At 37.4% G+C, this 13,193-nt stretch carries 11 protein-coding genes; 1 reads left to right on the forward strand and 10 read right to left on the reverse strand.

The genetic code is table 11. The features are described 5' to 3' along the window. Window positions 1-64: 64 nt before the first annotated feature. The 10 genes from rnm to pepE all read right to left on the reverse strand — a co-directional run bounded on the left by rnm (window position 65) and on the right by pepE (window position 10,676). Window positions 65-883 (reverse strand): RNase RNM, encoded by an 819-nt coding sequence (gene rnm / locus A1D25_RS02285; RefSeq protein ID WP_157394091.1) that lies wholly within the window; start codon window positions 881-883, stop codon window positions 65-67. Between the two features lie 80 nt (window positions 884-963). Further along, window positions 964-1,500, reverse strand: coding sequence for an REP-associated tyrosine transposase (locus A1D25_RS02290; protein ID WP_157394121.1), 537 nt, complete (start codon window positions 1,498-1,500; stop codon window positions 964-966). Between the two features lie 54 nt (window positions 1,501-1,554). Then, a complete protein-coding gene (locus A1D25_RS02295; protein WP_157394092.1) occupies window positions 1,555-2,520 on the reverse strand; it encodes an SAM hydrolase/SAM-dependent halogenase family protein in 966 nt (321 codons plus the stop codon). Window positions 2,521-2,589: 69 nt separating this feature from the next. Then, a complete protein-coding gene (gene sbcB / locus A1D25_RS02300) occupies window positions 2,590-4,143 on the reverse strand; it encodes an exodeoxyribonuclease I (RefSeq protein WP_157394093.1) in 1,554 nt (517 codons plus the stop codon). A 176-nt stretch (window positions 4,144-4,319) separates the two neighbouring features. Further along, complete coding sequence (locus A1D25_RS02305) at window positions 4,320-5,594, reverse strand: M20 family metallo-hydrolase (RefSeq protein WP_157394094.1); 1,275 nt, start codon at window positions 5,592-5,594, stop codon at window positions 4,320-4,322. Window positions 5,595-5,683: 89 nt separating this feature from the next. Further along, the gene (locus A1D25_RS02310; RefSeq protein ID WP_157394095.1) at window positions 5,684-6,736 is read right to left on the reverse strand and encodes an AI-2E family transporter; all 1,053 of its coding nucleotides are present in this window, start codon (window positions 6,734-6,736) and stop codon (window positions 5,684-5,686) included. Between the two features lie 78 nt (window positions 6,737-6,814). Further along, window positions 6,815-7,186: a cytochrome b562 gene (locus tag A1D25_RS02315; RefSeq protein WP_157394096.1), complete on the reverse strand. Its 372-nt coding sequence runs from the start codon at window positions 7,184-7,186 to the stop codon at window positions 6,815-6,817. Between the two features lie 96 nt (window positions 7,187-7,282). After that, window positions 7,283-8,500, reverse strand: coding sequence for a beta-ketoacyl-ACP synthase I (gene fabB / locus A1D25_RS02320; protein WP_157394097.1), 1,218 nt, complete (start codon window positions 8,498-8,500; stop codon window positions 7,283-7,285). Window positions 8,501-8,661: 161 nt separating this feature from the next. Then, complete coding sequence (gene dcuC, locus A1D25_RS02325; protein ID WP_157394098.1) at window positions 8,662-9,954, reverse strand: C4-dicarboxylate transporter DcuC; 1,293 nt, start codon at window positions 9,952-9,954, stop codon at window positions 8,662-8,664. A gap of 17 nt (window positions 9,955-9,971) precedes the next feature. Next, the gene (gene pepE / locus A1D25_RS02330) at window positions 9,972-10,676 is read right to left on the reverse strand and encodes a dipeptidase PepE (RefSeq protein WP_157394099.1); all 705 of its coding nucleotides are present in this window, start codon (window positions 10,674-10,676) and stop codon (window positions 9,972-9,974) included. Window positions 10,677-10,955: 279 nt separating this feature from the next. On the opposite strand from pepE, the gene A1D25_RS02335 reads away from it, so the two are divergent. Beyond that, complete coding sequence (locus A1D25_RS02335; protein WP_157394100.1) at window positions 10,956-13,142, forward strand: S46 family peptidase; 2,187 nt, start codon at window positions 10,956-10,958, stop codon at window positions 13,140-13,142. Window positions 13,143-13,193 lie beyond the last annotated feature (51 nt).

Below are 13,193 nucleotides of genomic sequence, written 5' to 3' on the forward strand. Positions count from 1 at the left end.
ATCTACTCTCAAAGTAACGAAAATAAGCGGTAAGTTTAATCCAAAAAATGGTAAATTTAAATTGTTAAAATTTATCCCAAATTGGCTTACATTCTGACGGTAATACTAACCCTTTACCTAATTCAATCCAACCTGCTGGGAAGTGAAAGTCCGATCCTTGAGAGGCGTATAGATCAAATTCGATTGCCCAACGTGCCAATAACTGACGCTGATCGGGTGTTTGTGCACAACCTGCAACTTCAATCCCATCTCCGCCTAGTTGTTTAAATTCAGCAATTAAACGGCGAATCCAGCGAGCAGTTAATTTATAACGCAATGGGTGAGCGATACAAATCACACCGCCAGCTTGGTGCGTAGCCTCAATAGCGTCTGCCATTGAACACCAAATTGGCTTAACGTATGCACTTTTCCCCATTCCTAAATAGCGTTTGAAAGCGTGTTCATCATTTCTAGCATAGCCTTCTGCTACTAAAAAACGAGCATAATGAGCTCGTGTAACTTCACCACTAGCTAATTTTCTTGCCCCTTCATACGCATTAGCAATACCAGCTTTTGCTAATTTTTCACCAATTTGAATAGCACGTTCTTGGCGTAAAGCGGTCTGATTTGCTAATAATTTTACTAATGCAGGGTGAGTTTCATCTACATTTAATGCTGCTAAATGAATGCTCTTTCCTTCCCACAGAATTGAAATTTCAACCCCTGCAATCAAGGTAATCGGCTGATTTTCAGCAGCTTGCTTTGCTTCTGCAATACCTGCAACCGTATCGTGATCTGTCAAAGCAAGCATTTCAATATTCATTTCAACCGCTCGTTGAACTAGCTGTGTTGGTGTGAGTATCCCATCGGACGCAGTACTATGGCTATGTAAATCTCTAATCATTATCTTTTATTTTATAAGTAATCTTAATATTGGTAGGGTGGGCTTTAGCCCACCATCTTATGCCGATTAATTTCGTAAAATTATTCTTTGTACAAATTTCTAATTTTCATATCAACACTATTTCCCCAATCAATAGGGTAAAGTTTAGCCCTTACATCACGATGAAAAGATGAAAAAAGCCAATCTTTTACGCAGTTTACATATTGATGTTTTACGGGGTTGTAATAAATATAATCTATGTGGTTAGCTAGATCCTTCTCATTCCGAATTAAATGCTCCCAAAATCTTCTTTGCCAAATACCAGCTTCCCTACGCTTTAATTGGCTACTACGTTGCTCACGATAATGATCAGGTAAAGATTGGGAAAATACTGTTTTTAGATAGGCAATCCGAGCGGAGAAATTATCATCGCCATCAGGTAATTTCATTATTAAATGAAAGTGATCAGGCAAAATACAAATAGCAATGGTTTTAAAAGGATAACGCTCAAGCGTCTTTTTATAAGCAAACCTAAATAAATCAATGTGAGATACCAGATAATCCTTAGTTCTATCTTGTAAGACTACCGTAAAAAAATAAGTCCCACCTTGTGTAAAATCTCGTCTGTAGTTGGACATAAAAATGCCTACACATTTAATCGGTGGGCTAAAGCCCACCCTACTATTAATCTATTACTCAGCCGTTTTCTTGTCACAAGATTTTAAAGAGACAGACCACTCTGCACCTGATTTGATTTTATATTTATCTGCAAAGCTATCCATATTTAATGCAAAAGAAACATTTAATAAGCTGTTGAGATACATTAGCGGTCTGCCTGTTTCTACGTCACCAAAGCTACTTTTATATGGCATTGCACCGCTATAACGAACTTTTACCTCTTCGCCAACTTTCTCGCTAATTTCAACACAGACACGCCCATCTTTTTTAATACCGGATTGTTCTAATAACGTATCACTAATGTTTGTCCAAATATTACCGTACTGAATATCTAAAACAGGAATATTACCTTTTAACACACCATCTTCAAAGGTTGGACGTTGATAAGCAATTTCAACCACTTTAGGCTCTAGTTCTTGTCCTACTTCTTCAAAACGAATTTTGCCAGAAGCTAAACGAGCACCTGTGTAGGCATAAACATCACGACCGTGGAAAGTGTAAGATTTTTCTGAACCTTCTAAGCGGTTAGTTTGCTCATCAATTTGGCGAACCGATTCAATACCTAAATGCTCTGCCACCAAAGTTAATGTGCCATTATCAGGGGTAACAAAATAATGTCCTGTTTTCGTTTTTAAAACAACAGATTTACGATCAGTCCCTACACCTGGATCAACAACACTGACAAAAACTGTACCTTGTGGCCAATAAGTTGCTGTTTGATATAAACGATAGGTGGCTTCCCAAATATTATAGGCAGGAATTTCGTGAGTGAGATTAAACATTTTTAGATCACGATCAACACCAAATGCAACCCCTTGCATTGCAGATACAGCACCATCTTTTAAGCTAAAATCTGTTTGCAAAACAAGTGCATTTTTTGCAAAAGTTTGCTCTGAACTCACCGCTTGTTGCGTCCCCGTATTTGCCACTGATGAAATTGAAAAAAATGCAAGTGCTGCAGCTAAAAATGTTTTATTCATTCTGTTTCCTTTATGTTGTGTGAGTGTTAAAAATTGCGTGGGAATAGTAATCGCTAGGCTAAAATTTGTCTAATTGTTTTTACCCAAAATCGCATTTAAGGCTGCAAACTTCGCTGCTTTATCACTGCTTTGCTCAGCAACCTGATTTAATGCATTAACCAATGCCACAGCACCTTCACTTTCTTGATAGCTAAAACGTGGCTGTTCTGATAATTGGGTAGCATAGGCACTAAGATCCTCCAATAGTTTTACTTTGTTTGGATCATCGTGATACTGCTGAAGCATCTCATTTAGTGAATGACTAAACTGTTCGGCTTGTTGCTCAATTTGCTGCTCACAATATTTTTGCCAGCGGATCTGCTCTGCTCGATTTAAACTGTCTGGATAGTGTCTTGCTCGGTAGTGAAATAGCAACTTTTCAATGCGTGGATCTGCAAATTTTAGACCGTGATTTGCCAATTCATTTGGGGCTAAACTGCGTAAGATCGCCATATTGTTTTTATCTGCTGGAGAGAAAAAGCCCTCATATAAAGTTGTTTCAACATTTGCAGACTTCTCAAATACTCGCTCTTCGCTAAAAATCTCAATCACTTTTTCTCGCACTAAACCTTTATGTGCTTTTAATTGTTTGAGATTTTCTAAACAATATGCTCGATCAATGCCTAAACGTTCGGCATTCTCAGGTAACAAGGTTTTCGCAGGGGCAAGAATAGGACATTTATTGATATGCACTAATTTTAATGGTACTGGTGCGATACCTTGTTCTACTAACTCACTTTTCTTCGTGTAGAGATTGGTGCGTAGTTGCTCGCTCGTTTCGGTTAATAAACCTGAAAGATCTGCCGAGAGATCACAAACAATTACTGCATTTTGATTGGTTGGGTGCCACGCTAACGGCACAATCCAAGCAGTATTACCACGATAGTTACCTAACATTCCCGAAACGTGAACGAGTGGGGTCATTTCCCCAGTATCAACCATCTCTTCTAATGCTTTTTTACCACGATGTTCAAAGAAAAATTGAAAGAGCTTAGGTTGTTTTTGTTTAATCAATTTCGCCATTGCAATAGTTGCATACACATCAGACATTGCATCGTGTGCATTTTCGTGAGCAATACCATTCACTTTGGTTAAATTTTCTAATTTAAAACTTGGCATTCCATCGTCATCATACGCCCACTGAATACCTTCAGGGCGTAACGCATAGCAAGCTCGCACAACATCTAATAAATCCCAACGAGAATTGCCATTTTTCCAACTATATTCATAGGGGTCGAAAAAGTTGCGGAAAAAGGTATAACGGGTCATTTCATCATCATAACGAATATTGTTATAGCCCATAATACAAGTATTCGGCACTGAAAATTCCGCGTGAATACGGGCTGAAAATTCAGGCTCTGGCAAGCCTTGCTGATTACAAAGTTGTGACGTGATCCCTGTTACCATTACGGCTTCTGGTGCAGGTAAATAGTCCGATGTCTGTTTACAATAAAACATCACTGGTTCACCAATGATATTAAAATCACTGTCTGTGCGAATACCTGCAAATTGTGCTGGGCGGTCGCTGGCTGGATTTACCCCAAAACTTTCATAATCGTAAATAAAAAATGTTTGTTGGTTCATTGTTTAGACTACTTGAAGAAATTTTGACGATTGTAGCATATTGCTTGGAATAGATGATCTATGATGAGATTTTGTGAATACTTTCCACCTAGATAATTTATATTAAATGCCTATCCTAAATCTTATTGAGTGTTTAAAATAGGCATTTTCAATAATGAAATAATAGCTATCTCACTTTATTTACTATTTATATCGGCTAACAACCCAGTATAAATTTGTACTCCTGTTTCAAGCTGTCTTTCATCAAAATCAAATTCTGATTGATGATGCTCTGCTGTTCGATCCGCACCTAAAATGAAGTAGATGCTTTTGCCCCCCTGCTCTTGTACTTTACGTCCTAAAATCGTAGCATCTTCACTAGCATTGAAGGCATATTCTGCATTAGGGGTATGAATTTGTGGCAGTTGCGAAGCAATCTTTTCCACCTTAGCAATTAGTTCAGGATCATTTACCATATCAACCGCTTCCCCCATAATTTCTGTTTCATACTCAACATCAAAACTCAAAGCGACACCTTTTACCATCTGAACTACTTGGTCATACATATACTGGTTAATTGCTTTATTTTCGCCACGCACTTCAAGTTGGATCTCTGCTGTAGCAGGCACTACATTGCGTCCTTCCCCAGCTTTTAATACCCCTACATTAATTCTAGTCATTCCCTCACCGTGGCGAGAAATACCGTAAACTTGAGTGACTGTATGGGCTGCTGCGAGTAAAGCATTACGCCCTAAATGGGGAGCTGCTCCTGCGTGTGCAGGTTTACCACGATAGCGAATATCTACTTTAGTCGTTGAAAGGAAATTCTTAAGATTAGAAATGATAGTACCGCTACTTGCACAGAAGCTGATATGAGAGCTAATAAAATAATTAACATCGTCCAACACACTACTTGCAGCAATCGCAGCTGCACCTCTTACTCCTTCTTCAGCAGGCTGAAAAATAAGCTTAATTTTCCCACTTAACTTATCTTTGTTTTGCATAATCCACTGAGCGACGCCTAGCCCGACAGTGATATGCCCATCATGTCCACAGGCGTGCATCAAACCTTCATTTTTAGAGCTGAATCCTAATTGATTGGGCTTGTGATTATCTGATTTAGTTTCACTGACATTAACACAATCAATATCAAAACGTAAAGCAACCGTTTTTCCTGATTTTCCACTATCAAAGATAGCAACACAGCCCGTAAACTCTTGCATCTTATCTAACCATTTTGGGTTAGCTCCATTTACTAGGGCTTTTTCTATACTCTGTCTCACTGTCGATAAATGGCGACCACGAACAAAGTCTGGATTAATAATCTCTGTACCCATCAAAATTTGCTCAAATCCCATTGATTCAAGATAATCTGCAATTTTGCAAGTTGTCCAAAATTCAGCCCAACCTGTTTCTGGATATTGATGAAATTCACGTCTCCATTCAATAAGTTGAGAAAAGTTAATGTTCATATTCATTATCCCCTAAAGTTGATAAAACTCACTTAATACTATTGCCTAAATTATCATATTATCAATAAGCTATCTTTGACATAGCACATCTATTTCATCAATTTTTCTTCTGGTACATCACCTAATAATAAAGCATACCGAACAGTTGTTGGGCTAGATTCCAAAGCTATTTTTAAAGCCATCGTTAAAGGGACAGAAAGCAACATTCCAACGGTTCCCAAAATCCATCCCCAGAAAAGTAAAGAGAGGAAAACAACAAGTGTCGATAACCCTAATGTTCTTCCCATCATTCGTGGTTCTAGTATATTTCCAATAATCATATTGATCGTAATAACACCAATTGCAACGCCAAATCCAACAGAAAAGCCGTTTAACAGTAATGCTTGAATAATAATCGGTACACCAGCCAAAATAGAACCTATATTTGGAATATAATTGAGTAAGAAACTTAATGTTGCCCATAATACAGCATACTGTACGCCCATCAGTTCTAACAAAACCCAAATACAAAACCCAGTGAGTAGGCTAACTAATGTTTTTACCCCTAAATAGCTAATTACCCCTTGTAAAATACGGTTAATATGATTTTCCTGTGCTATCGCTTCATTATGATTTGAACTTAAAGCAATCGCTAAACGGTGCTTTGCTGTCGGTGCTTCAAATAGCATAAAAACAACGACAAGCAATAATACAAAAATATTTGTCACTACCCCAGAGAAACTCAAGAGTAAACTCGTTACCAAATTCATAATTCGACTTGGATCAAGTTCATTCATAATATCGTCACGAGAAATCGCAAGAGAAATATTCCATTTTTCTGCCAGTGCTAATAGATCGGCAATACGCTGAGAAAGTAATATTTTATAGGTTGGAATTGAAAGGGCAAATTCCCTTACTGTACTGTTAATTAAACCGACAAGGAAAAATGAAATCACAATAAAAAGTACAAACAGTAAAGTAATTGCTAACCAAAGTGGTACTTTACGATCTGTCATTATCTTAATGATGGGAGAACAAGTAATTGCAATAAATAGTGATAATAAAAAAGGAATAATAATTTCTGCGGATAATTTAACGCCAGCAAGAATAATCACAATGGCTGCAATAGTAAGTAAAATTCGAGTAATTGAGTGTTGTTGCATAATTTCCCTGTTGAATAAGCGGTTTGATTTTCACACTTTTTTGTAAAAAAGATAGAAGATCAGACCGCTTGCTAAATATTATTTATATTCAGAATGATACATTTTTTTGAGTTTATCCAGTTTTTCCGCCGTTGCCTTAGCTTCATCAAGTTTTCCATCTTTGGCTAATTGGTTTGCTTGTTCCACAACATCGATCACCTCTTGTATGCCTTTTTGGTAACCTTTAAATTTTTCTTGATCACCATCAAGGCTTTTCGGCATTGTTTCTTGAGCTTTTTTAGCGGCAATTAGAAATTCTGTTGCACTTTGTTGGAAACTCTCGGCTGAATCTGCTCGTAGCAACCCATTGACGTTACGTCCCATTTGACGCATTTCTGTTGATACGTTTGCAGTAGCTATTGTTGAAACCGCAATCAACGAGGCGAATAAAATTTGTTTTACTTTGTTCATATCAGTACACTCCAAAAAATAAAAATTAAAAATAAAAAACGTGGGGAAAACCCCACGTCTTTATATCAAAATTTGAACAAAGAATCCAATCAAGAATTAGCCTTTATATTTTTGGAATACTAAACAAGCGTTAGTTCCACCAAAGCCAAAGCTATTTGACATTACAGTAGTTAATGCTTTGTTTTGGCATTCTGTTACAATATTCATTCCCTGAGCTTGTTCATCAAGTGTTTCAATGTTGATACTCGGTGCAATAAAATCATTATCTAACATCAATAATGAGTAAATTGCTTCGTGTGCACCAGCAGCACCTAATGAGTGCCCTGTCATTGATTTAGTTGATGAGATAGCAGGTGATTTATCTGCAAATACTTCACGAATTGCACCAAGCTCTTTTACATCACCAACAGGTGTTGATGTACCGTGTACATTGATATACTCAATTTCGCCATCAACAGTTGCCATTGCTTGTTTCATACAACGTACAGCACCTTCACCACTTGGAGCAACCATATCATAGCCGTCAGATGTCGCACCATAGCCTACAATTTCAGCATAAATTTTTGCCCCACGAGCTAATGCGTGTTCTAATTCTTCAACAACAACAACTGCACCACCACCCGCAATAACAAAACCATCACGATTTGCATCATAAGCTCGGCTAGCTTTAGTTGGTGTATCATTATATTTTGTTGAAACAGCCCCCATTGCATCAAATTCAGTAGCACATTCCCAAGAAAGTTCTTCAGCACCACCTGCAAAAATAATATCTTGCTTACCTAACTGAATTAATTCCATTGCGTGTCCAATACAGTGTGCTGATGTTGCACAAGCAGAGCTAATTGAGTAGTTTACACCACGAATTTTATAAGGCGTTGCTAAACAAGCTGATACACTTGATGCCATTGTTTTTGTTACTGCATAAGGTCCAATGGCTTTCACACCACGAGGGCCACGCACTGCATCACACGCAACGAGTTGGCTATGTGCTGAACCAGTACCAGCACCGATCACTAAACCAGTACGATCATTTGAAACTTGTTCTTCGGTTAAACCTGCATCTTCAATTGCTTCTTTCATTGAAAGATAAGCATAAGCTGCAGCATCGCCCATAAAACGATAAACTTTACGATCAATTAATTCCGCTGGATTTAATTTAATTGTACCTGCGACTTGGCTACGCATTCCCACTTCTGCAAAATCAGGGACAAATTCAATACCTGATTTACCTTCGCGTAAAGACGCAAGGACTTCTTCTTTATTATTACCAATACTTGAAATGATACCCAAACCGGTGATAACAACTCGTTTCATTTTTACCTCTGAGTTTAATCTAAAAAATTTTCACTATTCTACACGTTTTACGCCATTCACTGAAATATTTAATACAGTTAAGCGGTCTGATCCGAGCTGTTTTTTGTAAAAATAAAGGCAGTATCTCAACGATACTGCCTGATTACGATCTTTACGATAAGTTATAACATAAAGAGTGCTAAGAATAATACTGCTAGAATCATACCTAATGCAGTACGTTTAATAATTTCCACAGGGCTAACACCAGCAAGACCTGCACAAACAATCGTTACACCAGCAATCGGAGAAATCGTTCTACCTAAAGAACCAGCAATCGCTGCTGCCATACCTAAATTAACGTGAGTATAGCCTAACTCTGTTGCGTGCGGTGTTACTGCGGTATTAAATGCAATCGCTGCCGCATCACCAGAGCCTGTAATCAAGCCCATCAGGAATGGACCGATTGTTGCTCCCCAACGTACAAATTCATTAGAGTGTTTTAAGAATTCAATAGCTGAATCAATTGCACCCGTCGCTTTTAAGCCTGCAACGAAAACGCTTGCAGCAATGATGATACCAAGTACATTTGCATACGCATTACCCATACCATTGAAAAATTCATTGGTAATTTTTGACGGTGATGTACGAGTAACTACAATCGCATAAATTGCACCAATTAACATTGCTTGTGGAACGCCCATTTTCGTCCATTCAAGTCCTGGCATTTTTTGTAATGAAGTACCACCAATAACAAGAATGATTAAAGGAATTAATGGGGCTAAAGCATAAAGTACATTTACTTTTGCGAATTTCGCTTCTGACTCACCATGTTCTTTCAGATAATCTTCTCTGTGCTGTTTACCATAATCTTTAAAAACAAGTACAAGTACAGTTAAAGAAACAACACCAATTGCACCAGCAATTAACGTATAAGGTGCGTGAGAAAGAATAACCTCAGTAATACTCAATTTGGTCATTTCACTGATCATCGCTGTATGTGATGAACCAGGGCTTAACATTGAACCAAATGTCCCTGAAAGAATTGCCGCACCAGCCATTGCTGGACGAACACCTGATGCTCTTAATACAGGAATCAACGTTGCCCCAACCGCTGCTGCACAACCTGCCGCAGATGGAATTGCAATATTGATAAAGAAAGTAATGATTGTTGCCACTGGAATTAAGAAAAATTTCAGTACGCTCAACGGTTTAGTTAATAAATGAACTAAATGTGTATCACACTCAGTATATTTCATCACATAAGCAAAACCCATACTTGAACAGATTGCCATAATCAATCCGCTCGACGTCATACTTTTCGCAAAGGCATCTAACGCTCCCATTGGATTGAGAGCAAGTACCGCCATAACAAGACCGACACCAATAAGAACAGTCCTTGTTTCATATTTTTTAATTAGCAGATAAATTGTTGCAATAATACCTACAATTGCGACAATCGCTTTAAATTCAGCCATTTTCTATATCCTTAATGTTAAAGAGTAAAACTCGATCCTTTAGCAATAATCGAAGGTTGTGCTACGCTATTAAATAACAACACATCACTTTCACCTAATAGTGAAACTTTATCCCCTTCTACTTTTAAGGCTGTACCTTCAGGAAGTGCATACACTTGTGCGGTTGGATTAACTCGTAAGAACTCTTCTAAACGCTCTTCACGGCTTTCACCATTATGACCTTGCATTTTCCCTGAAATAAAGTGTGGGTTAATTTGATGTGGGAATAAGTTTAATGCGTCAAAAGAAGGTGGGTAGGTAATTGGCATATCATTGGTGGTCATAATTGATGCACCTGCAACATTTGCTCCTGCACTCCAACCAAAATATGGTGTGCCAGCCAATACTTTTTCACGAATAGCGTCCATTAAATTATTTTCATACATCTGCTTGAGTAAGCAGTAGGTGTTACCACCACCGATACCAATTACATCAGCACTCTCAATAATATTACTATGTTTAGCATCACGATGTACCGCAACAATTTCCATACCAAGTTCAGCTAATGCTTTTTGCACTTTTTCTTCATATTGATCGTAAGTTTGTCTTACGCCTGCGTATGGAACAAATGCAATACGTTTACCTTTGTAAGCAGCTAAGAAATCTTTTAACCAAGGCAAACAGTGAACTAAATAATCTGTATTTTGATATTTAGAACCGCTCATTAGTAACATTTTTTTCATAGTGTGTTCTCCTTCCATATTTAAGGTTAAATGTATATATCACTCCAAATGTAAGTAATATTTAGTAAATTAACACTAAAGTTTGTAAAAATCATCTCAATTTTTATAATCCGATCTATAAATTATTTCAGTAGATAAAAGTATGATTTAGAACAAATTAAATCAATTTTAGTTTAAAAAATATGCTATAAATAAATTTATTTATCTTGACCATTTGCTTATGATATCTGCGAGTGAACAAGCAGTCACCACATTAATGTTGAACCAAAAGGAGTCTATATGAAACTTCAATCTAAAATTTTTACTTTTAAATTGAAATATCCAACGCTCAAGCAAACACTTGCTTTAGCATTATTTTCAAGCTATTCCTTAGTAAGTTATGCACAAGAAGGGATGTGGGTTCCCCAGCAACTCCCAGAAATTAGTAATGCCCTAAAGCAAGCAGGGTTAAAATTACCACCTGAACAACTCACTCAATTAACAGGTGATCCACTCGGTGCTGTTTTATCCTTAGGTAACTGTACCGCTAGTTTTGTTTCTCCACAAGGATTAGTTGTTACTAACCACCACTGTGCTTACGGTGCAATTCAGTTAAACTCTACCCCTGAGAAAAATCTAATAAAAAATGGATTTTATGCTGCCACTCATCAAGATGAACTCTCAGCAGGTAATGCTAAAGTATTTGTTTTAGATGAAATTATTGACGTAACTAAAGATGTACAACAAGCTATTCAAAATGCTAAAACAGGGCTAGAACGAGCAAATCTCTTCGATCAATTTGAAAAAGAACTGATTTCTAAATGTGAAACAGATGGATATCGTTGTCGTTTATATAGTTTCTTTGATGGTATTACCTACCGTTTATTCAAAAACTTAGAGCTTAAAGATATCCGTCTTGTTTACGCACCGCCAAGCTCAATCGGTGCTTATGGTGGCGAAGTCGATAACTTTATGTGGCCACGACATACAGGAGATTTCTCATTCTATCGTGCCTATGTAAATAAAGATGGTAAACCTGCCGCTTATCATAAAGATAATGTGCCTTATAAACCAAAACATTGGCTAAAATTTACAGATAAACCCCTTGCCGAAGGTGATTTTGTAATGATTGCTGGCTATCCAGGTAGCACAAATCGTTATGCATTATCTGACGAATTTACTAATGTTGTTGAATGGCTTTACCCAACAACATCTAAACACTATCAAAATATGATCACATTAGTTGATAATGCCGCTAAAAATAGCCCAGATATTGATGTGAAATATGCCAGCATAAAACATCGCTGGGGAAATAGATCGAAAAACTATAATGGTCAATTAGAAGGCTTTAAACGTATTGATGCAATTTCAGTCAAAGCTCAAGAAGAAGCAAATGTTCTCAACTGGCTTAAACAGCAAGGAGATAAAGGAAAATCAGCTTTAGATGCTCATCATCGTTTACAAGAACTCAACCAGAAAGCACGAGAAAACCAAGCTCGAGATCTTATTCTGAAAGAGTCCGTTGGAGCATTAACCAGCTCTGCTATTAGCCTATATCGTTTATCTATTGAAAAAGAAAAACCAAATAGTGAAAGAGAAAAAGGTTATCAAGAACGAGATATTGCAAGCATTGAAAGCAATCTCAAACAGATGGAGCGTCGCTATGAACCGTCAATGGATAAACAACTACAACGTTATTGGTTGCAAGAATATCTAAAATTACCAACTCAGCAACGTATTGCCGCTATTGATAAATGGTTAGGCGGTAACACTGAGCAAGATATTGAAAAAGCTTTAGAACGCTTAAGTCAAAGCGAATTAAAAATTGCCGAAAATCGTTTGAAATGGCTAACTGCAGATAAAGCGACTTTTGAGAAAAGCGATGATCCTGCAATTCAATATGCGGTTGCCATAATGCCGACTTTACTTGAATTAGAGAATGAAACAAAAGCAATTAAAGGGGAAAACTTAGTTTTACGCCCACTCTATTTACAGGCAGTTATTGATTACCAAAAAACGATTGGTAAAGCGATTTATCCTGATGCAAATTCTTCCCTACGCCTTACCTTTGGTAATGTCGTTGGCTACACTAAATTAAATGGTGAAGTACAAACACCATTTACTAAAGTAGAAGAAATTACCGCAAAAGATACTGGTAAAGAGCCTTTTGATGCACCTAAAGCATTACTTAATGCTATTGCAGAAAAACGCTATGCAGGTTACCAAGATGAGAAATTAAATTCTGTACCAGTGAACTTCCTTTCTAATCTGGATATTACTGGCGGAAATTCAGGCTCACCAATGCTAGATAGTGAAGGAAAATTGATTGGACTTGCCTTTGATGGTAACTGGGAGTCTGTGAGTTCTAAAGCTATCTTTGATGAGAAAATGACCCGCGTGATAGGGGTAGATCAACGTTATATCCGTTGGATTATGCAAGAGATTTATCCTGCATTACCATTATTACAAGAGATGAATCTCAAATAAGCGGTAAGATACCGATAAAGATTAACAAAAACGCACCAATTAAGGTGCGTT

Source organism: Ursidibacter arcticus (assembly GCF_009761375.1).
In the GTDB taxonomy this organism is placed as follows: Bacteria; Pseudomonadota; Gammaproteobacteria; order Enterobacterales; family Pasteurellaceae; genus Ursidibacter; species Ursidibacter arcticus.